Source organism: Cyanobium usitatum str. Tous, assembly GCF_963920485.1.
GTDB lineage: Bacteria > Cyanobacteriota > Cyanobacteriia > PCC-6307 > Cyanobiaceae > Cyanobium_A > Cyanobium_A usitatum_A.
Genome location: NZ_OY986431.1, coordinates 2,599,931 through 2,619,778 on the forward strand (window position 1 = coordinate 2,599,931; position 19,848 = coordinate 2,619,778).

At 65.1% G+C, this 19,848-nt stretch carries 27 protein-coding genes; 18 read left to right on the forward strand and 9 right to left on the reverse strand.

Annotated features, from left to right (window positions below):
- The first annotated feature begins 7 nt into the window (after positions 1 to 7).
- The 5 genes from menA to U9970_RS13970 are packed head-to-tail and all read left to right on the forward strand — an operon-like array spanning position 8 to position 3,577.
- A complete protein-coding gene (menA, locus tag U9970_RS13950; RefSeq protein WP_322764707.1) occupies positions 8 to 955 on the forward strand; it encodes a 2-carboxy-1,4-naphthoquinone phytyltransferase in 948 nt (315 codons plus the stop codon).
- Positions 952 to 1,926, forward strand: coding sequence for an o-succinylbenzoate synthase (gene menC / locus U9970_RS13955; RefSeq protein WP_322764708.1), 975 nt, complete (start codon positions 952 to 954; stop codon positions 1,924 to 1,926). Before menA ends, menC begins: the two co-directional genes overlap by 4 nt.
- Positions 1,923 to 3,161, forward strand: coding sequence for an AMP-binding protein (locus tag U9970_RS13960; RefSeq protein WP_322764709.1), 1,239 nt, complete (start codon positions 1,923 to 1,925; stop codon positions 3,159 to 3,161). The genes menC and U9970_RS13960 overlap by 4 nt, the downstream gene beginning before the upstream one ends.
- Complete coding sequence (locus U9970_RS13965; RefSeq protein WP_322764710.1) at positions 3,145 to 3,411, forward strand: TM2 domain-containing protein; 267 nt, start codon at positions 3,145 to 3,147, stop codon at positions 3,409 to 3,411. The genes U9970_RS13960 and U9970_RS13965 overlap by 17 nt, the downstream gene beginning before the upstream one ends.
- Positions 3,412 to 3,436: 25 nt before the next feature.
- Positions 3,437 to 3,577 (forward strand): hypothetical protein, encoded by a 141-nt coding sequence (locus U9970_RS13970; protein ID WP_254942419.1) that lies wholly within the window; start codon positions 3,437 to 3,439, stop codon positions 3,575 to 3,577.
- On the opposite strand, the gene U9970_RS13975 is transcribed toward U9970_RS13970, so the two are convergent.
- Positions 3,574 to 4,023 carry an acyl-CoA thioesterase gene (locus U9970_RS13975; RefSeq protein WP_322764711.1) on the reverse strand — a complete coding sequence of 150 codons (450 nt, stop codon included), beginning with the start codon at positions 4,021 to 4,023 and terminating at the stop codon, positions 3,574 to 3,576. The two genes, U9970_RS13970 and U9970_RS13975, sit on opposite strands and share 4 nt — an antisense overlap.
- 53 nt (positions 4,024 to 4,076) lie before the next feature.
- On the opposite strand from U9970_RS13975, the gene U9970_RS13980 reads away from it, so the two are divergent.
- Together U9970_RS13980 and U9970_RS13985 are read left to right on the forward strand one after the other, a co-directional pair.
- Positions 4,077 to 4,361, forward strand: coding sequence for a type II toxin-antitoxin system Phd/YefM family antitoxin (locus U9970_RS13980; protein WP_322764712.1), 285 nt, complete (start codon positions 4,077 to 4,079; stop codon positions 4,359 to 4,361).
- A 7-nt stretch (positions 4,362 to 4,368) separates the two neighbouring features.
- A complete protein-coding gene (locus U9970_RS13985; RefSeq protein ID WP_322764713.1) occupies positions 4,369 to 4,785 on the forward strand; it encodes a type II toxin-antitoxin system VapC family toxin in 417 nt (138 codons plus the stop codon).
- On the opposite strand, the gene U9970_RS13990 is transcribed toward U9970_RS13985, so the two are convergent.
- Positions 4,763 to 5,947 carry an NAD(P)H-quinone oxidoreductase subunit H gene (locus U9970_RS13990; RefSeq protein WP_254942421.1) on the reverse strand — a complete coding sequence of 395 codons (1,185 nt, stop codon included), beginning with the start codon at positions 5,945 to 5,947 and terminating at the stop codon, positions 4,763 to 4,765. The two genes, U9970_RS13985 and U9970_RS13990, sit on opposite strands and share 23 nt — an antisense overlap.
- A 171-nt stretch (positions 5,948 to 6,118) precedes the next feature.
- Between U9970_RS13990 and U9970_RS13995 the strand changes: the two genes are divergently transcribed.
- Positions 6,119 to 6,688 carry a hypothetical protein gene (locus tag U9970_RS13995; RefSeq protein WP_322764714.1) on the forward strand — a complete coding sequence of 190 codons (570 nt, stop codon included), beginning with the start codon at positions 6,119 to 6,121 and terminating at the stop codon, positions 6,686 to 6,688.
- A 6-nt stretch (positions 6,689 to 6,694) separates the two neighbouring features.
- Positions 6,695 to 7,582, forward strand: coding sequence for a 16S rRNA (cytosine(1402)-N(4))-methyltransferase RsmH (gene rsmH / locus U9970_RS14000; RefSeq protein WP_322764715.1), 888 nt, complete (start codon positions 6,695 to 6,697; stop codon positions 7,580 to 7,582).
- 21 nt (positions 7,583 to 7,603) lie between these two features.
- Here rsmH and U9970_RS14005 read toward each other — a convergent pair whose 3' ends face one another.
- Together U9970_RS14005 and U9970_RS14010 are read right to left on the reverse strand one after the other, a co-directional pair.
- Positions 7,604 to 8,371: a hypothetical protein gene (locus tag U9970_RS14005; RefSeq protein WP_322764716.1), complete on the reverse strand. Its 768-nt coding sequence runs from the start codon at positions 8,369 to 8,371 to the stop codon at positions 7,604 to 7,606.
- Between the two features lie 91 nt (positions 8,372 to 8,462).
- Positions 8,463 to 9,596, reverse strand: a complete 1,134-nt coding sequence (locus tag U9970_RS14010; protein ID WP_322764717.1) for a cysteine desulfurase family protein — start codon at positions 9,594 to 9,596, stop codon at positions 8,463 to 8,465.
- 22 nt (positions 9,597 to 9,618) lie between these two features.
- Between U9970_RS14010 and U9970_RS14015 the strand changes: the two genes are divergently transcribed.
- The 4 genes from U9970_RS14015 to U9970_RS14030 are packed head-to-tail and all read left to right on the forward strand — an operon-like array spanning position 9,619 to position 12,518.
- On the forward strand, positions 9,619 to 10,116 hold the full coding sequence (locus U9970_RS14015) for a hypothetical protein (protein ID WP_322764718.1): 498 nt from the start codon (positions 9,619 to 9,621) through the stop codon (positions 10,114 to 10,116).
- A gap of 48 nt (positions 10,117 to 10,164) precedes the next feature.
- Positions 10,165 to 10,893 carry a response regulator transcription factor gene (locus U9970_RS14020; protein ID WP_322764719.1) on the forward strand — a complete coding sequence of 243 codons (729 nt, stop codon included), beginning with the start codon at positions 10,165 to 10,167 and terminating at the stop codon, positions 10,891 to 10,893.
- Between the two features lie 10 nt (positions 10,894 to 10,903).
- Positions 10,904 to 11,881, forward strand: a complete 978-nt coding sequence (locus tag U9970_RS14025; RefSeq protein WP_322764720.1) for an RluA family pseudouridine synthase — start codon at positions 10,904 to 10,906, stop codon at positions 11,879 to 11,881.
- Complete coding sequence (locus U9970_RS14030; RefSeq protein WP_322764721.1) at positions 11,874 to 12,518, forward strand: alpha-ketoglutarate-dependent dioxygenase AlkB family protein; 645 nt, start codon at positions 11,874 to 11,876, stop codon at positions 12,516 to 12,518. The genes U9970_RS14025 and U9970_RS14030 overlap by 8 nt, the downstream gene beginning before the upstream one ends.
- A 20-nt stretch (positions 12,519 to 12,538) precedes the next feature.
- On the opposite strand, the gene U9970_RS14035 is transcribed toward U9970_RS14030, so the two are convergent.
- From U9970_RS14035 to U9970_RS14050, 4 genes are all read right to left on the reverse strand, one after another.
- The gene (locus U9970_RS14035) at positions 12,539 to 12,682 is read right to left on the reverse strand and encodes a type II toxin-antitoxin system HicA family toxin (RefSeq protein ID WP_322764722.1); all 144 of its coding nucleotides are present in this window, start codon (positions 12,680 to 12,682) and stop codon (positions 12,539 to 12,541) included.
- Between the two features lie 51 nt (positions 12,683 to 12,733).
- Complete coding sequence (locus U9970_RS14040) at positions 12,734 to 12,940, reverse strand: 2-oxoisovalerate dehydrogenase (RefSeq protein ID WP_254931865.1); 207 nt, start codon at positions 12,938 to 12,940, stop codon at positions 12,734 to 12,736.
- 89 nt (positions 12,941 to 13,029) lie between these two features.
- Positions 13,030 to 13,743 carry a magnesium protoporphyrin IX methyltransferase gene (gene bchM / locus U9970_RS14045; protein WP_322764723.1) on the reverse strand — a complete coding sequence of 238 codons (714 nt, stop codon included), beginning with the start codon at positions 13,741 to 13,743 and terminating at the stop codon, positions 13,030 to 13,032.
- A 26-nt stretch (positions 13,744 to 13,769) separates the two neighbouring features.
- Complete coding sequence (locus tag U9970_RS14050) at positions 13,770 to 14,939, reverse strand: N-acetylglucosamine-6-phosphate deacetylase (RefSeq protein WP_322766152.1); 1,170 nt, start codon at positions 14,937 to 14,939, stop codon at positions 13,770 to 13,772.
- A gap of 125 nt (positions 14,940 to 15,064) precedes the next feature.
- Here U9970_RS14050 and purE point away from each other — a divergent pair, with 125 nt between their 5' ends.
- Together purE and U9970_RS14060 are read left to right on the forward strand one after the other, a co-directional pair.
- Positions 15,065 to 15,559: a 5-(carboxyamino)imidazole ribonucleotide mutase gene (gene purE / locus U9970_RS14055; RefSeq protein ID WP_322764724.1), complete on the forward strand. Its 495-nt coding sequence runs from the start codon at positions 15,065 to 15,067 to the stop codon at positions 15,557 to 15,559.
- Entirely contained in the window at positions 15,559 to 16,653 is a 1,095-nt protein-coding gene (locus U9970_RS14060) for an AI-2E family transporter (protein ID WP_322764725.1), read from the forward strand. Before purE ends, U9970_RS14060 begins: the two co-directional genes overlap by 1 nt.
- Here the strand turns inward: U9970_RS14060 and cysC are convergent.
- A complete protein-coding gene (cysC, locus tag U9970_RS14065) occupies positions 16,634 to 17,293 on the reverse strand; it encodes an adenylyl-sulfate kinase (protein ID WP_322764726.1) in 660 nt (219 codons plus the stop codon). The genes U9970_RS14060 and cysC overlap by 20 nt on opposite strands.
- A gap of 133 nt (positions 17,294 to 17,426) precedes the next feature.
- Between cysC and U9970_RS14070 the strand changes: the two genes are divergently transcribed.
- The 3 genes from U9970_RS14070 to U9970_RS14080 all read left to right on the forward strand — a co-directional run bounded on the left by U9970_RS14070 (position 17,427) and on the right by U9970_RS14080 (position 19,754).
- Complete coding sequence (locus U9970_RS14070) at positions 17,427 to 17,669, forward strand: type II toxin-antitoxin system VapB family antitoxin (protein ID WP_161956159.1); 243 nt, start codon at positions 17,427 to 17,429, stop codon at positions 17,667 to 17,669.
- Between the two features lie 14 nt (positions 17,670 to 17,683).
- A complete protein-coding gene (locus U9970_RS14075; RefSeq protein WP_322764727.1) occupies positions 17,684 to 18,037 on the forward strand; it encodes a type II toxin-antitoxin system VapC family toxin in 354 nt (117 codons plus the stop codon).
- Positions 18,038 to 18,248: 211 nt separating this feature from the next.
- Positions 18,249 to 19,754: a TolC family protein gene (locus tag U9970_RS14080; RefSeq protein ID WP_322764728.1), complete on the forward strand. Its 1,506-nt coding sequence runs from the start codon at positions 18,249 to 18,251 to the stop codon at positions 19,752 to 19,754.
- The last annotated feature ends 94 nt before the right edge of the window (positions 19,755 to 19,848 follow it).

Here is a 19,848-nt window from a genome sequence, read left to right on the forward strand (position 1 = left end):
GGCCCCCATGACTGAGCCCAAGGTCGTCGCAAGCCGTTACGCCAATTCCGTTGATCGCAGCCGCCTGTGGCAGGCGGCGATCAAGTGGCCGATGTACGCGGTGGCGGTGATGCCGGTGCTGCTGGCCGCCGGCTGGCGCCTGGGCCAGGCCCTGCCGGTGCGGTTTGACCAACTGCTGCTGTTTCTGTTGGCGGCAGTGCTGCTGCTGGCCTGGGAAAACCTGGCCAACGATGTTTTTGATGCCGACACCGGCGTGGATGCCAACGGCAAGCCCCATTCCGTGGTGAATCTCACCGGCCGGCGCGATCGGGTGGCCGGACTGGCCAATGGCTGCCTGCTGCTGGGCCTGGCTCTGATGGCGCTGGTGGCCTGGCGCAGCACCCCGGCGGTGCTGGCCTTGGTGCTGGCCTGCTGCGGCCTGGGCTACCTGTATCAGGGGCCGCCGTTTCGGCTGGGCTACCGGGGCCTGGGTGAGCCCCTCTGCTGGCTTGCTTTCGGCCCCTTGGCCACCGCCGCCGGCCTGCTGGCCCTGGCACCCGCGGGGGCCAGCGGGGTGCCCTGGGCCATCGCCCTGGCCCTTGGCAGTGGCCCGGCCCTCGCCACCACCTTGGTGCTGTTCTGCTCCCATTTCCATCAGGTTGATGGGGACGCCGCCCATGGCAAGCGTTCGCCGGTGGTGCATCTGGGTACGGCGGCTGCCTCGGGGTTGGTGCCCTGGTTTGTGGCCGGCTGCCTGGCCCTGCAATGGGCGCCGGTGCTGCTGGGCCAGTGGCCGCTCACGGCCCTGCTCGGCGTGATCGGCCTGCCGCCGGCCCGTCAGCTGATCGCCCTATTGCAGCGCCACCATGGCGAGCCTGGGCGGATCAGCGGCAGCAAATTTCTGGCCCTGCGCTTTCAGGCGCTCAATGGTTTGGGTTTGGCCCTGGGCCTGGCCCTGGGGCGCTTCACAGGATGAGCCAGGCGGGCCTGCTGCAGTTGCGGTGGCGGCCCTTCGGCTTCGCCCTGCCCCAGCCCCTGGTTACGGCTGCAGGGACCGTGCAGCAGCGGCGCGGCTGGCTGCTGCGCTTGCAGAGCCCCGCGGGTGATGTGGGCTGGGGCGAGGCCGCGCCCCTTGCTGGCCAGCTGGAGCCATTGGCGGCGGCCCTCGCTGCTTTGGATGCCAGCTATGGGGCAGCCGAACTCGAGAGGTTGCTGCAGGCTGGCCAGTTGCCCCCAACCCTTGCCTTTGCCCTCGGGGCTGCCCTGGCCGAGCTAGCCGGCTTGCCGCAGCGCCGCTGGCTGCCGCCGCCCGCTGCGGCCGTGCTGCTGCCGGCAGGACCAGCCGCCATTGAGGTTTTGGAGCAGCTTGCGCCCGAGCTGGGGCCTGCTCCGGTGTTCAAGTGGAAGCTGGCTGTTTGCGCCGATGGTTTGGAGCGCGAGCTGCTGGAGCAGCTGCTGCAGCGCCTGCCAGCAACCGCCCGCCTGCGCCTTGATGCCAATGGCGGCTGGAGCCGGGCCACGGCGGCGGCCTGGGCCGGGCGTTTGGCGGGCGAGCCGCGGCTGCAGTGGCTGGAGCAGCCCCTGGCCCCGGCCGACCAGGCTGGGCTGGAGGCCTTGGCGGCCCAGGTGCCCGTGGCTCTGGATGAATCGTTGCAGTGCGACCCGGGCCTGCGCAGCAGTTGGCCGGGCTGGCAGGTGCGCCGCCCCAGCCAGGAGGGGGACCCTCGAGGGCTGCTGGCGGCCCTGGAGCGGGGCAGGCCGCGGCTGATGCTCAGCACAGCTTTTGAAACCGGCATCGGCCGCCGCTGGCTCGAGCATTTGGCAGCCCTACAGGCCGAGGGCCCCACGCCGGCGGAGCCGGGCTTGGCGCCGGGTTGGCAAGCCCCCGGAGCCCTGGCCAGCGCCGATCCGGCAGTGGTGTGGGCTGCAGCAGGCCAGCAGCCATGACGCCCGAGCAGTTGCAAAAGCTCTGGGATGCCGGCCGCCTGGCGGCCTTGGCGGGCCCGGCCACCAGCGATCAGCAGGCTTTGGCGGCGGCGATCGGGCCCGATGGCCTTGGCCCCCTGCAGGAGCGTTGGGGGCCAGGGGTGGTGCTGGGTAGTGGCGGCAGCACGGGCGGTCGCCGCTGGTGCCTGCAGCCCCTGGCCCACCTGCAGGCTTCGGCTTCGGCCACTGGCCTCTGGCTGGAGGGTTTGGGCCTAGAGCCTGCGGCTTGCCTGCAGCTCAACCCCCTGCCGTTGCATCACGTCAGTGGGCTGCTGCCCTGGGTGCGGGCCCATCAATGGGGTGCCGGCCACCTGCGCCTCGACCCGGCCTGGATGCGCGATCCGGCTCGGTTGGCTGCGGCTGGCCCGCTGGATCCAGGCCGCCCGGCCTTGCTTTCCCTGGTGCCCACCCAGCTGCAGCGGCTGCTGGCTGCTGCCGAGGGCGTGGCCTGGCTGCAGCGTTTGGCGTTGATTTGGGTGGGTGGGGCGCCGCTGCCGCCGGCGCTGGCGGAGCGGGCCAGGCTGGCCGGGTTGCGGCTAGCCCCTTGTTACGGGGCCACGGAAACGGCGGCAATGGTGTGTGCCCTGGCGCCGGAGGCTTTTCTTGCGGGGGCGGCGGGTTGCGGCATCCCCTTGGCAGATGTGGAGCTGCGGCTAGGGGCGGAGCAGGCCGTTGAGGTGCGCTGTGAGCGGCTCAGCCCGGGCTGGCTGGAGGCTGGCCGGCTCCAGCCCCTGCAGCGCACGGCCGATGGCTGGTGGCGTAGTGGTGATGCTGGCCGGCTTGGCCCAGCGGGGCTGGAGCTGCTGGGACGCCTCGATGGGGCCATTCACAGCGGCGGTGAAACCGTGTTTCCCGAGTTGCTGGAGCAGCGGCTGGCGCAGCTGGCCCAGGCCGCCGGCTTGCCTGTGCAGGCGCTTTTGCTGCTGCCAATCGATGATTCCGACTGGGGCCAGCGCCTGGTAGCCCTGGTGCGGCCCGGCTCGCCCCAGCAGGGTTGGCAGGAGCTGCAGCTGGCGTTGCAGCAGCTGTGTGATTGCTGGCCAGCGGCCGAGCGCCCGTGCCGCTGGCTGCTCTGCCCCGAGCTTGCGCCAGCGGAGCTGGGCAAATGGCAACGAAATCATTGGCGGGCCTGGGTTGATCAGCTAAAAACTGTTCAGGTCGTCTCTCCCGCGTCAGTCGATGTCGAGCCTGTCTGAGACCGAAATCAGCAATAAGAAGCTGGCGGCGGGACTCACCGGAATCTTTCTGGGCGCCTTTGGGGTGCACAAATTCATCCTGGGCTACACCAAGCCGGCGGTAATCATGTTGGTGGTGTCGCTGCTGACCTGTGGGGTTGGTTATTTTGTTTTTCAAGTCATTGGCATTGTTGAAGGCGTCATTTATTTGACGAAATCCAATGCCGAATTCGAAACTGAATACCTAGATGGCCAAAAAGATTGGTTCTGAGGCCTTAGCTCGGTCCCCGGTTTTGTTGCTTTTGTCTGGAGCTGGGGCCCTCAGCTTTGGCCTGGCTGCAGCTATTCCCCACGACGGCTTGCATCCGCTGGCGCTGATGGCGGCCCTGCTGCCCCTGCAGTTGGCGGCGCTGCTTTACGTGTTTAGCCGGCCCTAAAGGGGCTGGATGCCCTGGCCCAGGCTCGATGCTTCCAGCCAGCGCTGAACCCCAGCTGGCAAGGGGCAGCGCCGGCGGCTGGCCGTCTCGATCGCCAGGTGCCTGGTGAGGGCCTTGGCTGCGGCCCTGTCGCCGCTTCGGAAGTTGTAGTGCACCTCGAAGCTGCCGGAATCCAGGCGGTGGGGTTCCAGCTGGATTGCTAGGGGGTCGCCGCAGGCAAGGGGAGCGAGGTAGTCGGCGCTGCAATGCACGAGCGGCAGGGCAATGGCTGGTATCTGACTTGGGGTGGGAAAGATTTCAGTGGCAGGCAGGCCATAGCGCTCCAGGCTTTCTTCGTAAGCCTCGTGACACCAGCGCAGCAGCTGGTGGAAATGCATTACCCCGGCGGCGTCCGTGTCCCCGAAGCGCACGGTGCGGCAGAGCAGCAGCCAGCTATCAGGGTTCATGGGCCAGGCCGCAAACTAGACTAGTCATCACACTAGTTGGCAGGGTGGGATCGGTGGAATCGCGAACGCCTAAGCGCAGTAGGGAGGCCGCCTGGCCCGTGCAGGACGCCAAGGCGCGATTTAGTGAGCTGCTTGATACCTGCGTTAGGGAAGGGGCCCAGGTGGTGTCGCGGCGTGGTGCGGATTTGGCGGTATTGGTTCCTATCGCTGAGTGGCGTCGTTTGCAGGCCAGCGCCCAGCCTTCCTTGAAGGAGTTGTTGTTGGCTGCCGAGGGCCGGACTGAAAATCTGGTGCCGCCTCGTGGGCGAGCGCGCCGCCGCGCCCCCCTAGCGCTGTAACGCCGCGATGTATTTGCTCGATACCAATGTGGTTTCAGAGTTGCGCAGGGCCCGCCCCCATGGGGTCGTGCTGGCCTGGTTAGAAGCTGTGGACGACAGCTTTCTGCACCTCTCGGCTGTGACCTTGGCTGAAATTCAGGCAGGCATTGAGCTCACCCGTCAGCAGGATTTAGGTAAAGCCAATGAGATTGAAGCTTGGCTTGATCTGGTGACGCGCACTTTCAACATCCTGCCTATGGATGGACCGACGTTTCGATGTTGGGCCCGGCTGATGCACCGTCAATCCGACACTCTCTATGAAGACGCGATGATCGCCGCCACAGCTCAGATACACCAGCTCACGGTTGTGACACGGAATATTGTCGATTTTCAGCCGTTCGGTATTCCTTTGTTCAATCCGTTCAGCGATCAACCGACCCCATGATCACGTCGATGGATCCGAGGATGGCCATGATGTCGGCCACCTTGGCCCCTTTGAGGATGTGGGGCAGGATTTGCAGGTTGTTGAAGTCGGCGGCGCGGATCTTGAAGCGCCAGGGGGTGACGTCGTTGTTGCCCTGCAAGTACACCCCGATTTCGCCCTTGCCCGATTCAAGGCGGGTGTAGAGCTCACCCTCGGGAATCTTGAAGGTGGGGGCTACTTTCTTGGCCACGTATTGATAATCAAAACCGGCATATTCGCTGCCCTTGCCCTCCGCCATGCGGCGGGCTTCCAGATGCTCGGTGGCTCCACCGGGAATCATGGCGCATGCCTGGCGCAGGATTTTTAGGGATTCGCGCATTTCCTTGACGCGCACCCGGTAGCGGGCGTAGCAGTCGCCCTCCTGTTCGCAGACCACGTCCCAATCGAAGTCGTCGTAGCACTCGTAGTGGTCGACCTTGCGCAGATCCCAGGGCACCCCAGAGGCGCGCAGCATCGGCCCCGACAGGCTCCAATTGATCGCCATCTCGCGGCTAATTACACCTAGTCCCTCAATTCGCTTACGGAAGATCGGGTTGTTGGTAATTAGCTTTTCGTATTCATCGATCTTGGGACCAAACCAATCGCAGAAGTCGAGGCACTTTTCCAGCCAGCCGTAGGGCAAATCAGCTGCCACCCCGCCAATGCGGAAATAGTTGTTGTTGATCAGCCGCTGGCCGGTGGCCGCTTCCCACAGGTCGTAGATCATCTCCCGCTCGCGGAAGATGTAGAAAAATGGCGTCTGGGCGCCCACGTCAGCCAGGAAGGGGCCAAGCCAGAGCAGGTGGTTGGCGATGCGGTTGAGCTCCAGCATCAGCACCCTGATGTAGCTGGCGCGCTTAGGCACGGGCACATTGGCCAGCCGCTCCGGCGCGTTCACCACAATCGCCTCATAAAACATGCCAGCCGCATAGTCCATGCGGCTCACATAGGGCACGAACATCACGTTCGTGCGGTTTTCGGCAATCTTCTCCATGCCGCGGTGCAGGTAGCCGATCACCGGCTCGCAATCGACCACGTCCTCGCCATCGAGGGTCACCACCAGCCTCAACACCCCGTGCATCGAGGGGTGGTGGGGGCCGAAGTTGACCACCATCGGCTCCGTGCGCGTCTCCAGCTGCGTCATGGGGCCGTGGGGTTAAGCGCTTTGCGGGGATCTTAGGAAGGAAGGGCCCGCTAGACGATCCGTGACGGCGCAGATCGCATCAGCGCCCCCGGATACGGCTCCTAAGCTTGGTGGGGCAGTGTTGAATCCGCGCAAACCATGGGTCAGCACCAGCCAGCGCCATTGCGAAAGATGGCGGCACCGGCAGCCGCAGCCCTCTCGCGCTGGCTGCTGGCTCCACACCAGCTCCGGGCGGCCCGGCAGCGTCAGCTGCTCATCGACAGCCTCACGGCAGTGCTTCCCACCGGGGAGGAGAGCAGCCAGGTGGGGTTGGCGATCCTGCAGGGCGCCCGTGCCCTCAGCCTGGCCGATGGCGATTTTGACCAGGAGGAATGGGAGCTTTTTTACTTTTGCCTCAAGAGCCTGCGCCTCAGCGATGCCCAGCGCCAGAGCGCGGATCTGCATGGCTTACCCGATCCCAAGCGGATCGCCGCCAGCCTTGCCGCCATCTCAGACCCCAGCCAGCAGCTAGCGATCGCCCGCTGCTACTGCCTGTTTGCGGCGGCGGATGGCCAGGGAAAGGCGGCGGAACTCGGTCTGTTGCAGACCCTGCTCCAGGTGCTTGGTCACCCGGAACTGGAGCGGGAGCTGCCCGAGCTCTGCCGTCGCTTTCGCCCTGCGCCCAGCTGGTGGGGTCGCTTTCGCCATTGCTTGGGGCAGCGGCTAGCCAGCTGGGCTTCTCCCCACCGCCGCCGCCGCTGAATGGCCATGGCTGATCCTGCCAGCAGTGGCTTGTTTGAACATGTGCCCGTGCTGGCCGAGGCGGTGCTGGCGGGCTTTGCTTGCCTGCCAGGGGGCCTGCTGATCGACTGCACCCTCGGCGGCGGCGGCCATAGCGCGCTGCTGCTGCAGTCCCATCCCGGCTTGCGACTTGTGGGGCTGGACCAGGACCCAAGCGCCCGTGCCGCCGCCGCCGAGCGCCTCGCCCCATTTGGCGATCGGGTCACAATCGTGGCCGCCAACTTCGCTGATTACGTGCCTGCCGAGCATGCTGTGGCGGTGCTGGCCGATCTGGGGGTGAGCAGTCCCCAGCTGGATGTGGCGGCCCGGGGCTTCAGCTTCCGGCTCGAGGGGCCGCTCGACATGCGCATGAACCCAGAGCGCGGCGAGACGGCTGGGGAACTCATTGATCGTGCCGGCGAGAGCGAGCTGGCAGATCTGATCTACGCCTACGGCGAGGAGCGGCTGTCGCGCCGTATCGCCCGCAAGATCAAGGAGCAGGGGCCCTGGGCACAGCGCCATACCGCCGAGCTGGCCTACCTGGTGGCCGGTTGCTACCCACCGGCGGCCCGCCGCGGCCGCATCCATCCAGCCACACGCACCTTTCAGGCCCTGCGCATTGCCGTAAACGATGAGTTGGGGGTGTTGGACAAGCTGTTGCATAGCGCCCCCAACTGGCTGGAGCCAGGCGGGCTGCTGGCTGTGATCAGCTTCCACTCCCTTGAAGATCGGCGAGTGAAAACGGCCTTTCTGGCCGACGATCGGCTGGAGCGGGTAACGCGCAAGGCGATCAAGGCCAGCCCCGAGGAGGCCGAAGCCAATCCGCGCAGCCGCAGCGCCAGGCTGCGCATCTCCCGCCGTCCTGAGGAGGGGTAGATAGGTGCAGCTAAGGCTGTATCAGCCGATCAGGCCGGTGCGGTCTTCAGCGCCAAACAGCTGGCGGAAGGCGGCGGTGGAGATGCACAACACCAGGGGCACCACCACCAGCAGGCCGCCGTAGCTGAATAAGCCGCCAATGGTGTGGACCACGCCCTCGATGATTCCGAGCCACAGCACCAGCCACCAGCTGGGATTCACGACGTTCACGCCAGAACCAATGGTTTTGGTGGGATTAGCGGTGCCCAGCAGCGACACCTGGATCAGGAACTTCTGGGTGACCAGCAGCCAGATGTAGAAGATCGCCACCACGATCATGGGGATCACGCTGAGGGCTTCGTTGAGCTTGCCCAGGCCTGCCCCGATCAGGGTGGCGATGGCCCCGGCCACAGCTATGACGATCGCCAGCAGGATGCCGGAACCGAGCAGGCGGGCGCTGGCGGGACGGTCCCAGCGAGTGAAGTCGGCGAAGCAGGGCTTGCGGCCCTCCAGGCTCAGCCAGGCGCCGCGGGTCAGGCCAACCACGGTCCAAAGGGCAATGATCACGTAGCCGATCACGCCCACGATCAGGGCGGCCCAGGCACCGGTGGGGTGCACAGCCATCACCTCATTCACGCTGGCTAGGCGAGCCCCTCCCAGGGCGGCCAGGGCGGCGAAGGGCAGCAGGATCAGGGCGGAGAGGGCCTCAAACAGCAAAAAAGCCCAGGGGGCGCGGCAAAAAGCAGCCCACCCGTCTTCCACGGCCTGGAGCACGTGCAGTCGGCTGTCGCTGGAAGGGGTGAGGGCCATGATCAAGGGCAGATGGGCCGGACGGTAGCTATGAAGACAGCAGGGCGCATCCCAGTTGTGACGGTTTGATTAATTCAGCTGGATTCTGTTCTCAGCGCAGCTCCCCCACCGCAGCCGAGACCGTTTCGATGGCCAGGGCGATCTCGGCATCGCTGCTGCCTCGCCCCAGCCCGAAGCGGATCGAGGCTGCCGCCTGCTGACGGCTGCGGCCCAGGGCCGCCAGCACGTGGGATGGGGAGCCCTGGCTGCAGGCCGAGCCGCTGCTCACGGCGAGCCGCTGGCGCAGCAGCCGGTGCAGGCGCGTGCCATCCACCCCTTGCACTGTCACGTTCAGGTTGTGGGCCAGCCGGGGTGCGCCATCGCCGTTGAGATCGATGCCGCCGAGGGCTTCCAGCCCTGCCCAGAGCTGGTCTCTCAGGGTTCCCAGCCGCTCGGCCCGCTCCTCCCGATCAGCCTCAGCCCCCAGCAGTGCTTCGCCCAGCCCGACCACCAGGGGCACCGGCAGGGTGCCGGCCCGGCGGCCGTCCTGCTGGCCGCCCCCATGGAGCTGGGCAGCCAGCTGGAGCCCCGGGCGCACCAGCAGGGCCCCTACCCCCTTAGGTCCATAAAACTTGTGGCCACTGAGGCTGAGCAGGTCGATGCCCAGTTCGTCGATGGCAAGCGGGATGTGGCCGGCGGCCTGGGCCGCGTCTACGTGCAGTAGCACTCCCCGCTGGCGGCAGAGGGCGGCGATGGCGGCCAGGGGCTGGAGCACGCCGATTTCATTGTTGGCGGCCATTACGCTCAGCAGCAGCACGTCGTCGCAGAGGGCGGCTTCGAGCTGGGACAGATCCACCAAGCCATCGGCCTGGATGGGCACCAGGCTCACCGGAAACCCATGGCGCCCCAGATAGGCCAGGGGGTCGAGCACGGCCCGGTGTTCGCTCACCAGGCTCACCAGTCGCCGGCGGGGGTTGCCAGCTGCCAGGGCCGCTTCGCACACCCCCTTGAGGGCCAGGTTGTTGGCTTCGGTGGCGCCGCTGGTGAAGATCACGGTTTCGGCGCTGCTGCCCAGCACTCGGGCCAGCTGGCCCCGGGCCCGCTCCACGGCGGCGGCAGCTTCCAGGGCCGGGCGATAAAGGCGGTTGGCTGGATTGGCGCAGTGTTCGCTCCACCAGGGCGCCATCGCCGCCACCACCGCCGGATCGCAGGGAGTGGTGGCGTGGTGGTCGAGGTAGGCGAGCATGGGTTGCTTGCAGGCTTCCATGTTGCCAACCAGAACCCTATTGCTGGTGGCCCTTGCAGCAGCGCTGGCGCCACCCAGTTGGGCCGAGGGCGGCGGGGTGCGGCCCGAGGATGCCCGGCCGCCAGGACTGTTGCTACTGCAGGAGCGCCCCGGCCTGGGCGGCAAGCAGGCGATTGGCGTTTATGGGGCCGTGGCCGATGCCAAGGTTCCCGGTCTGTGGCGCATCAAGCTTTGGGATGAGCAGCCCAACGACGTCAAGGTGCGCAGCGAAACGATCCGCTGCACCCCTTCAGCGCCGATGCGGGTTACCAGCGATGGCGCCAATTTCTACGTGCGAGAGCTAAATCCGGGCGGGGCGATCACGAGCGCCAATCGCATCGACCACCTGGTGTGGTGGGCCACCTGCTTCCCCGAGCAAGCCGGCAACGATCCAGCTGGCCTAGGGCCCCTGGCCCGCCAGCTCGGCTACAGCGGCAGCTTGCGGGAAACCGAGCAGATCGTGCCTGGACGCTCCCGCTGAGCGCCTGCACACTGGTATCTGCCGACTGGTACCTGCAGAGTGGTCGCCATGAACCCAGATCTGACCCCGGCCCAGGCACCAGAAGTGACGCCCGTGCGCCTGCTGCTGGTCGACGATGAGCCCGGCCTGCGCACGGCGGTAAAGGCCTATCTGGAAGATGAGGGCTTTGCGGTGACCACCGCCAACGACGGTGAGGAGGGCTGGGCCGTGGCCCAGGAGATGCTGCCCGATGTAATCCTCAGCGACGTGATGATGCCCCGCCTTGATGGCTACGGGCTGCTGCAGAAGTTGCGCGCCGACGAGCGCCTGGGTGGCACCCCGGTGATCTTCCTCACCGCCAAGGGCATGACGGCCGATCGTGTTTCAGGTTTCCAGGCCGGCTGCGACGACTACATCCCCAAACCCTTCGATCCCGATGAGTTGGTGGCCCGGGTCAACAACGTCGTCAAGCGCCAGCAGCGCCTGCTGGCGGAGGCGGCCCGCTTCGCTGACGCCGATATCGGCCAGTTGTCTAAGCAGATCACCGAAATCCGTTCCCTGCTCGCCACCGGTGGCACCAAGAAGCCAGCCAGCGCATCCGAGCATGTGTTCACGCCGCGGGAGGCCAGCGTGTTGCAGCTGGTGGCCGAGGGGATGATGAATAAAGAAATCGCCCGGCGGCTGGAAACCTCGATCCGCAACGTCGAGAAATACGTCAGCCGCCTATTCATCAAAACCGGCACCGCCAGCCGCACCGAACTGGTGCGCTACGCCCTCGAGCACGGGCTTGTTGACTGAACCGGTCTCGTTGACTGAACCAGTCTTGTGGACTGAGCTGCCGGAGGCCTTGAACCGGGGCCACGCCTACCTCGACCGGGTGACACCCCAAGACGCGGGCCAGCCGCTCAGCGAGTTTTACGCAGCTCGCTATGCCCATTCCAGTGGGGCGGTGTGGCTGCAGCGTCTCGCCGCCGGTGAGATCTGCAGGAACGGCCAGCAGCTCCAGGCCGATGTCGCCCTCGCAGCCGGAGATGGGCTGGTGTGGCATCGGCCCCCCTGGCAGGAGGCGGCCGTGCCGGTGTTGCCCAGCCCCCTGTTCGACGACGGCGACCTGCTGGTGTTCGACAAACCCAGCGGTCTGCCGGTGCTGCCGGCCGGTGGCTTCCTGGAGCACACCCTGCTGGCCCAGCTGCAGGGCCGCTGGCCTGAGGCCCGGCCCGTGCATCGCCTGGGCCGCTTCACCTCAGGCCTGCTGGTGTGTGCCCGCCTTCCCGCCAGCCGCGCCTGGCTTAGTGCCCTGCTGCGGGAGAGCACGGCGCAACGCCGCTGCACCAAGACCTACCGGGCCCTGCTTCAGTCCCCGGTCCCCGAGTCCCCCTTGCTGGCGCTGGAGCCCGACCAACAGCTCAGCCTCACCACACCGATTGGTCGCTGTGCCCATGCCCGGCTTGGCAGCATCTGGGCCGCGGCTCCCACTGATCCCGCCGCCCTGCCCGCCTCCAGTGCGCTGCGCCTGCTGGAGCGAGACGAGCGGGCCTGGCTGGTGGAGGTCACGATCGCTACGGGCCGACCCCACCAGATCCGCATCCACACCGCCGCCGCCGGGGCGCCCCTGCTGGGCGATCCGCTCTACGGGCCGGGCGGTGGCGCCCAAGCGGGGGCCCTGCCAGGCGATGGTGGCTACCACCTGCATGCCCACAGGCTGCAGTTGGTCTGTCCCGATGGCGACCTGCTTGCGCTGGAGGCGCCGTTGCCCGAGGCCCTGCGCGGAGCTGCCGATGGCTGAAGTTCAAGCTCCGGGCCTGCACCTGCGCCACTGGCCGGCCTGGCTGGCGCCCAGCGCCGCGGCTGAGCTGCTGGAGCGACTGCAGCTCGAGGTGCCCTGGAAGCAGGAGGCGATCACGCTCTATGGCCGCCGCCACCTGCTGCCGCGGCTCACCTGCTGGATGGCCGATCCCGGCTGCGGCTACAGCTACAGCGGCCTGGCCAACGTGATTGAGCCCTGGTCGCCGGCTGCCGCCGAGCTGCGCGAGGCCCTGCAGGCGCTCACGGGCTGGCGCTTTAACTCCCTGCTGCTCAATCGCTACCGCGACGGCCGCGACGCCATGGGCTGGCACGCGGACGATGAACCCGAGCTCGAGCCCACCGCCCCGATCGCCTCCCTCAGCCTCGGCGCCTCCCGCGACTTCCGCCTGCGGCCCCAGCCCAGCCCGCGCCACCGCGTCGGTGTCGCCTCCGGCGCCTGCCAGTTGCCCGCTGGTTTTGGCGATTGCACCCCGTTCAACATGGCGTTGCACAACGGCGATCTGCTGTTGATGGAGCCCCCCACCCAGTTGTGGTGGCAGCACGCCCTGCCGCGCCGGCTGCGGCTGCAGCAGCAGCGCCTCAACCTGACGTTTCGGGTGGTGCGCGCCAGCCGCTAATCAGCCTCGCTCGAAGGCGATCAGGCATCCAGCGCTTGGATCAGCGCGTCGAGATTGATGCCAACTTGATTGGCCACGTCCTTGAGGATCTGCCGGAGTGTGCCCACACGCAAAGGTTTATGGGCGGGGATGGTGAGGTGTTGCTGCCCGTTCGGCATAGCCAAATCGGGCTAACCGCCGCGCTAGTTCTGCACCATCGAGATCACGGGGGATCTTCACAGGGCCAGCAGTTCCTGGCGCACGTGATGAAGCCGTATCAACGGGGGCGCATCACCCTCCTCAAAGTGGCAGTGCACAGCATCACGTATCTCTTGATGCAGCTGCTCTAAATCCTCCGCCTCGGTGTGAATCGAACTACCAACGGCGTTGGCTCGGAATGACCCGTCCTCGGCTTCTTCCACGACAAAAAGAATTTCGTTCATCGCGCTTTTGCCCGGGGCCCTCTGCCAAGCAAAAGTCTGGCATCGAATCAGGGGGCTGGTTGGTCTGCGGGATTGCCCGCTTTGCGGGGTCAGGCCCGCTCGAAGGCGATCAGCCTGGAGAAGTAAAACGGCGCCTTGTTGAGACTGCGGCGCATGGGCTTGAAGCCGGCTTTGGCCGCGGCGGCCACGATGCCATCCTCGCGCAAGGTGTAGGCCCGGGTGGTCTTGCTGGGGCCGGGGAACAGCTGGCCGATGCCCTTGAGCAGGGCCAGCAGCGGCGTGTAGGGAGCAAAGCTCACGATCAGGTGGCGCTCGGCCATCGAGGCCAGGTGGCGCACCATCTCCTCGGCCGGGGCCTGGGGGTAGTGGATGAACACATCCAGGCAGATCACCGTGTCGTAGCGGCCCTCAAGGCTCTCGAGATCGGAGGCCAGGAAGCTGATCTGACCGGGCTTCACGCCCAGCTCACCAGCGCGGCGCTGAGCTTCTTGCACCATCGCAGCGGAGAGGTCGGAGGCGGCGATTGAGCCCGCACCCAGCTGGGCTAGAGGCAGCGTCAGGCTGCCGACGCCGCAGCCGGCATCACAGAAGCTGCGGCTCTCCAATCCGCCCTGCTCCTGCAGCCAGGCCAGCACGTTGTCCACTGTTTTTTGGTGACCGATGCGGATGTTGCGCTGCACCCGGTTGACGTCGTCGCTGTCGCTGTAGATGCGATTCCAGCGCTCAAAGCCGGTGGTTTCGAAGTAGCCCTTCACCTCGAGTTTTTCGGCCTGGTTGGCTTCCAGTAGCTGGTCGGGGGCCATGGGCATATCCGCTCGTGGCGCGGATCCTAGGGAGTGGCTTCTGCTCCGGGCCGCTGCCAGCTGAGCCCGGCGGGCCCCTCCTGCCAGCGCAGGGTTTCTGCCAGGGGCATGCCCAGCAGCATCTGGTCGAGGCTGCGGTCATCGCCCAGCACCCGCCGGGGCAGCACGGTGGCCGCGGCGATGGCCCGGGCCGGCTCACCGGTCCACTGGGCCAGGCGCCGCACCCCCTCCAGCAGCGGCAGGGTGACGCCGGCCAGGGTGCCATCTTCCAGCCGGCAGCTGCCGTCGGCCACGATCAGCAGGCGCTCATCCCAGCGGTGCTGGCCTTCGCCGAGGCCGTAGGGGGCAAGGGCATCGCTCACCAGCACCACCTGCTCTGGAGCTAGCCGCTGCAGCAGCACCGCCATCGTGGGCTCCACGTGCACCCCATCGGCGATCAGGCCGATTGCCACATCCCCCCGCAGGGCGGCAGCCGCCACCGGCCCTGGCGCGCGCCGGTGCATGTCCGGCATGGCGTTAAACGCGTGGGTGAGCATGCTCACGCCGGCAGCGAAGGCGGCGTGGCTCTGGACTTCCGTGGCCGCGCTGTGGCCCAGGCTCACCACGATTCCCCGCTCGGCCAATGCGGTGATCACGGCGCCGGCCCCCTCCAGTTCCGGGGCCAGGGTCACCAGGTCGATGTCGTCTTCAAAGCCGTCGATGCGCTGCAGCAGGGCGGCCAGGCTGGGGGCAGCCAGGTGCTGGGCGGGATGGGCACCCCGGCGACTGGGCTCAAGGAAGGGGCCCTCCAGGTGGGCGCCCAGTAGCTGGCAGCGGCCCGGTTGGTGGGCTGCCCGCGCCTCGGCGAGCACGGCCAGGGCCTGGCGCAGGGGTGCAACACCGCAGGTCACCAGGGTGGGGCAGATCGCTTCGACACCATCGCGCCAGAGCAGCTCCAGCAGGGCCTCCAGCTGGGGAAGATCGGCCGGCGTGAGCTCCGGGAAAGCCAGGCCCAGGCCGCCGTTGATCTGCAGATCCACCCCGGCTGGGCTGAGCCAGTCGCCGTGCCAGTCGTCACCGGCGGCCCAGCTACCGGCGGGCAAAGGCTCCACCAGGCTGATCAGATCGCCCTCATCAAGGCCGATGCGCCAGCGCTGGTTGGCGCCATGGCTGCAGCGCTGGGCCTGGGGCAGTCGCACATTGCTGAGCCAGCGCATGGGCAGAAGGGCCGCCAGACGGGACAATGCCATTCTCCGCCTGCGGCCGTGTGGTTGCCTTCTCTTCTGCTGGACCGTCATCGGGATCGCCCCAAGCTGCCAATACACCCCAGGTGGCAGTGGTTATGGGCAGCGACTCAGACCTGCCCACCATGCAGCCGGCGGTGCAGGTGCTGGAGCAGTTTGGGGTGGCGGTAGAGGTGCGGGTGCTCTCGGCCCATCGCACTCCTCTGGAGATGGTGGAATTTGCCCAGATGGCCCGCGAGCGGGGCTTCAAGGTGATCGTGGCCGGCGCTGGCGGCGCCGCCCACTTGCCCGGCATGGTGGCCGCCCTCACCACCCTGCCGGTGATCGGCGTGCCGGTGCAAAGCCGGGCCCTATCGGGTGTGGATTCGCTCCATTCGATCGTGCAGATGCCAGCTGGCGTCCCGGTGGCCACGGTGGCGATCGGTAATGGTCTCAACGCCGGCCTGCTGGCGGCGCAGATCTTGGCCACCGCTGATCCCCGCCTCGCCCAGGAGATCTCGGACTACCGCGATGGGTTGCATGGCCAAGTAACGGCTAAGGACGCCCGGCTGCAGCAGCTGGGCAGCCGGGCTTATCTGGAGCAGATGGGCTGATGCTGGAACGGCTCGTTCTGCCCCCCTGGCTCAAGGCCGGCCTGGCCCTGCCCTTGCTGGTGCTTAACCTCTGGGTGCTGCGCCAACTGCTGCTGCCCCTGGCCCCGTTTCCGGCCTTGTTTATGGGAGCGGCGTTGATTGCCTTTCTGCTCGATTTGCCCAGCCGCTGGCTGATGGGCCGCGGCCTGCCGCGCTGGCTGGCCTACGCCCTGGTGGTGGGTCTCAGCTTTGGCCTGCTCGCTTTGGCGGCCGTTTGGCTGGTTCCCCGGCTGATTGAGCAGTTGGCTGAGTTGATCACGGCCCTGCCGGGCTGGTTGGCCCAGGGGGAAACGTTGCTGCAGCAGTTGCAGACCTGGGCTGGCACCCGCGGGCTACCCACTGATTTCGGCGACCTCAGCAGCGAGCTGCTCACCCGCACCAGCCAGCTGGCCCGCCAGGTCAGTCAGCAGCTGCTTGGTTTGCTCGGGGCCACCGTGGGCCTCACGGTCAACACCGTGATCGTGCTGGTGCTGGCGGTGTTCTTGCTGCTGGGAGGGGAGGGCATCAGCGCCGGTCTGGCCCAGTGGCTGCCGCCGCGGGCGCGCAGCCTGGTGGTAACTACCTTGAACCGCACCTTCCGCGGCTACTTCGCCGGCCAGGTTTTGCTGGCCCTGATCCTCAGCGTCGCCCAGATAGTGGTGTTCACCCTGCTTGGTATTCCCTACGGAGTGCTGTTTGCGGTGGCGATTGGCTTCACCACCCTGGTGCCCTACGCCAGTGCCCTGACGATCCTGCTGGTGAGCTTGCTGCTTGCTCTCGATGATCCTCGCACCGGACTGGAGGTGCTGGCCGCGGCCATCAGCGTGGGGCAGGTGGTGGATCAGGTGATCCAGCCCCGCCTGATGGGCCGGATTGTGGGTCTGCAGCCCGCCTGGCTGCTGATCAGCCTGCCGGTTGGAGCCCGGCTGGGGAGCCTGCTGGGGCTGGGGGATTTGCTGGGTTTGCTGCTGGCGGTGCCGGTTGCCAGCTGCGCCAAAACCTTCCTTGATGCTTGGGGCGAGCAGTTGCGGGCAGCTGAGCGCAGCCCCGACCCGCTCAGTTCGCCGGCGCCGTGATGATTCCCTGAGCCTCGAGGTAGGCAACCACCGTTGCCACCGACTCCTCCAGGTTCTGGCTGCCGGTGTGCACCCGCAGCTCGGGTTTTTCCGGTGCCTCATAGGGGCTGGAGATGCCAGTGAACTCCTTGATTTCGCCGGCCCGAGCCTTGGCGTAGAGCCCCTTGGTGTCGCGCTGCTCGCAGGTGCCTAGGTCGGCGGCGCAGTGGATTTCGATGAAGTCGCCGGGGTCCACAAGGGCGCGGGCTTTGTCGCGGTCGGCCTTGAAGGGCGACACGAAGGCCGTGAGCACCACCACCCCCGCATCTAGAAAAAGCTTGCTCACTTCGCCAATGCGGCGGATGTTTTCCTCGCGGGCGGCATCGGAGAAGCCCAGGTCCTTGCAGAGGCCGTGGCGGATGTTGTCTCCATCCAGCACGTAGCAGCTGAGTCCCCGTTCAAACAGGGCCGAGTTCACGGCGTTGGCCAGGGTGCTCTTGCCCGAGCCGCTGAGGCCGGTGAACCAAAGGATGGCGCTGCGGTGGCCTTGTTGTTCGGCCCGAGCTGCCCGGTCCACCGTGGTGTGGTGCCAGGCGATGTTGGTCGAGGCCCCCTGGTTGGTTAGTTCGCCGTAGGCGGGGGTGGAGGGAGCGGCGGACATCGGTGCTGGGCGTTGGGACGGATCGGGCCATTCTCCCCTGTGCCTCGCGTCAGGCCCTTGAGAGGTGCTTTGTTATCTGGTGCCAAGGGGAGGATTTTGATTCTAGAATTGGAATCTAGAAATAGTCTCAGCAATGGCTGTCAGCATCAAGAGCCCTCGGGTGGACGCCCTGCTTGAGCAGCTGCGCCAGCTCACGGGCAGGGGCGTCACGGAGATTGTGCGGGATGCCTTGGAGCTGGAGCTGCAGCGGCAGCGGTGGTTGAGCCGGCGCAGGCGCCTCAGTGCCGAGTTACCAGTCCTGCAGGATCAGGCCATTGAGACGGCCAAACCTTTTCATCCCGATTCGCTTTACGACGAGCAGGGCTTGCCGTCGTGATTCTGGATACTTCTGTGCTGCTCGCAATTCTTCAGCGAGAACCTGGGTGGGAGCGACACCAGCAGGCGCTCGAGCAAGCTGAAGTCCTACGCATGTCCGCAGGCACCCTGCAGGAGCTGCTGCTGGTTGCTCACTGCCGTCGTGTGCTCGAACCGATGCGGACGTTGCTGGATCTCATTGATCCTGATGTGGTGCCGGTGGATGCGGATCTGGCAGAGCGCGCTCTGGGCATCTTCAAGCGTTTTGGCAAGGGCCAGGGCCATCGCGCCCAGCTCAACTTCGGGGATTGTTTTGCGGCGGCACTTGCTGAGCGTGACCAATTGCCCCTTGGCTACATCGGCGACGATTTCACCAAGGCGGGCTTCTGAGCTTGATCCCCGGCCACAGTTGGATTGCTCCGCTATTCAGTAGACGGCTGCGTGCTGCCGGCAGACCTCTTCTGGCTAAAAAAAAACGTTTCATCCACTCGAAAGTTTACAATTAATTGTCAATGTGTGTAATTAAGGGGTTTTGCGCCTGCCGGCTTGATTTGTGGCTAGGCTAGGTAATGCAATAAAGTAAACTAAAATTCTTATTAGTATGCCCAAAATTTGGCACGGCATTTTAGCTGTGCTGCCAGTATTGTTAGCGCCACCCCTTTGCGCTCAGTCTGTTTATAAGATTGAGGGCTTTTCTGCTCCCCAGGTTCGTCCTCAAACTTTGACCGCTGAGCTTGAAGCCCAGCTGAGAGGTTTACAGGGTGAAATCGATGCACGTAGTAAAAGTTTTACTCTCTCCCAGGCGCTAGAGATGGGGTTGCTTAACAGTCCTCAGTTGGCTGCAACTTATGCTGAGATTCAAGGCCAGCAATGGAATCTTGTTGCCGTAAGGCGCCAGTGGTATCCAACACTGAGTGCATCCTCAGAACCTTTTGTGCCGGGTCGTCGCTTTGGTTCCAGCAATAGCACTTTTCGAGATGGTGCTCAAGTAGATGATAATTCGGCCACTACAGCAACCAATATTGGCCTCACTGTTGGCTGGACATTCTTTGATCCCAGTAGAGGATCAAGTATTAACGCGGCAAGTGAGAACCTTAAACGCCAGCAATTGTTGTTTGACGTTAGCGCTCGCAACCTTGTCCTTGAAATCCAGCAAGTCTATTACAGCCTCCAGGAGCAGAGGTTACTGATAGAAGCATACGCAGATATTCTCAAGGCAACAACGCGCCAGGTTCAGATAACAGAAGCTCAGTTCAACAATGGATTGATTAATATCGCAGACGTTGAGCAGATTCGAACTCAGCAGTTTGCGACCCTGAGCACCTTAATAAATGCTTATCGCCAGTTCATTGACGCTTCTTCGCGCCTTGCGCAGGTAATTGCTATGCCACCAGGAGCTCTTGTGACCCCGAGCGATGGGTTGCAGGCATTGGGTGATTGGCCTGAGGCCTTGCAGCCAACTATTGAACAGGCCCTAAATCTGCGCGAGGAAATCAAAGCAAGTCTGGCCGAAGCAGCTAGTGCGCGCTGGAGTGCAACTGCACTGTTCAATACTTATTGGCCGCGTTTCAGCCTGGGAGCGAATGGACAATATGGGAATATAAACAATGATCAGACCCAGTCGTCACAGCAGGGCAATGTCACTACCAATACTCGCATCACCAACTGGAGTGGAGGCTTCGGTTTGGGTTTTACTTGGCAGTTCTTTGATGGCGGCATTAACGCAGCTCAATCAGAGGTACAGAAAGCACTCGGCAGGCGAGCGAGTGATCAGGCAGCCCTAGATCGCTTGATTGTTACCCGGGAAGTGGAGCAGGCATATACGGCTTACAAAACCAGTCAGTTGGCGATGAAGAGTAGTGAAGCTCAGGTTACCTCGGCTCGAGCGGCAGCAGCCGCGGTGCGTGCGCGATTCGATGTAGGTGTGAGTGATATGTCTTCATTGGTGGTGGCATTGAATCAGGCCATCAATGCTGCCAGTAATTACGCTTCATCTGTGAGGGATTACAACGGTTCGATTGCGGCATTGTTTCGTAGCTCAGCCCGTTGGCCAGCTAACACCCAACCGTTGCTGAATCAGCGGGTTGTCACGCTCCGCAAGCAATGAAAAATATGCAACATGGCTGAGCAGTAAACCGATCTTATACCTTTCTACAAGCTCCGTACCCCCTCTCCGCTCCTCGATCGATGACATCGCGAGA

What these genes read in the sequence shown, in the direction of transcription:
- U9970_RS14005 (WP_322764716.1), bottom strand. Translation starts at nt 8,371, where the DNA reads ATGGCCCTCACCCCTTCCAGCGACAGCCGACTGCACGTGCTCCAGGCC.
- menA (WP_322764707.1), top strand. Translation starts at nt 8, where the DNA reads ATGACTGAGCCCAAGGTCGTCGCAAGCCGTTACGCCAATTCCGTTGAT.
- purE (WP_322764724.1), top strand. Translation starts at nt 15,065, where the DNA reads ATGGGCAGCGACTCAGACCTGCCCACCATGCAGCCGGCGGTGCAGGTG.
- cysC (WP_322764726.1), bottom strand. Translation starts at nt 17,293, where the DNA reads ATGTCCGCCGCTCCCTCCACCCCCGCCTACGGCGAACTAACCAACCAG.
- menC (WP_322764708.1), top strand. Translation starts at nt 952, where the DNA reads ATGAGCCAGGCGGGCCTGCTGCAGTTGCGGTGGCGGCCCTTCGGCTTC.
- U9970_RS13960 (WP_322764709.1), top strand. Translation starts at nt 1,923, where the DNA reads ATGACGCCCGAGCAGTTGCAAAAGCTCTGGGATGCCGGCCGCCTGGCG.
- U9970_RS13990 (WP_254942421.1), bottom strand. Translation starts at nt 5,947, where the DNA reads ATGACGCAGCTGGAGACGCGCACGGAGCCGATGGTGGTCAACTTCGGC.
- U9970_RS14060 (WP_322764725.1), top strand. Translation starts at nt 15,559, where the DNA reads ATGCTGGAACGGCTCGTTCTGCCCCCCTGGCTCAAGGCCGGCCTGGCC.
- U9970_RS14070 (WP_161956159.1), top strand. Translation starts at nt 17,427, where the DNA reads ATGGCTGTCAGCATCAAGAGCCCTCGGGTGGACGCCCTGCTTGAGCAG.
- rsmH (WP_322764715.1), top strand. Translation starts at nt 6,695, where the DNA reads ATGGCTGATCCTGCCAGCAGTGGCTTGTTTGAACATGTGCCCGTGCTG.
- U9970_RS14040 (WP_254931865.1), bottom strand. Translation starts at nt 12,940, where the DNA reads ATGAACGAAATTCTTTTTGTCGTGGAAGAAGCCGAGGACGGGTCATTC.
- U9970_RS14050 (WP_322766152.1), bottom strand. Translation starts at nt 14,939, where the DNA reads ATGCGCTGGCTCAGCAATGTGCGACTGCCCCAGGCCCAGCGCTGCAGC.
- U9970_RS14030 (WP_322764721.1), top strand. Translation starts at nt 11,874, where the DNA reads ATGGCTGAAGTTCAAGCTCCGGGCCTGCACCTGCGCCACTGGCCGGCC.
- U9970_RS13975 (WP_322764711.1), bottom strand. Translation starts at nt 4,023, where the DNA reads ATGAACCCTGATAGCTGGCTGCTGCTCTGCCGCACCGTGCGCTTCGGG.
- U9970_RS13985 (WP_322764713.1), top strand. Translation starts at nt 4,369, where the DNA reads ATGTATTTGCTCGATACCAATGTGGTTTCAGAGTTGCGCAGGGCCCGC.
- U9970_RS13995 (WP_322764714.1), top strand. Translation starts at nt 6,119, where the DNA reads ATGGCGGCACCGGCAGCCGCAGCCCTCTCGCGCTGGCTGCTGGCTCCA.
- U9970_RS14080 (WP_322764728.1), top strand. Translation starts at nt 18,249, where the DNA reads ATGCCCAAAATTTGGCACGGCATTTTAGCTGTGCTGCCAGTATTGTTA.
- bchM (WP_322764723.1), bottom strand. Translation starts at nt 13,743, where the DNA reads ATGGCCCCCGACCAGCTACTGGAAGCCAACCAGGCCGAAAAACTCGAG.
- U9970_RS13965 (WP_322764710.1), top strand. Translation starts at nt 3,145, where the DNA reads ATGTCGAGCCTGTCTGAGACCGAAATCAGCAATAAGAAGCTGGCGGCG.
- U9970_RS14020 (WP_322764719.1), top strand. Translation starts at nt 10,165, where the DNA reads ATGAACCCAGATCTGACCCCGGCCCAGGCACCAGAAGTGACGCCCGTG.
- U9970_RS14010 (WP_322764717.1), bottom strand. Translation starts at nt 9,596, where the DNA reads ATGCTCGCCTACCTCGACCACCACGCCACCACTCCCTGCGATCCGGCG.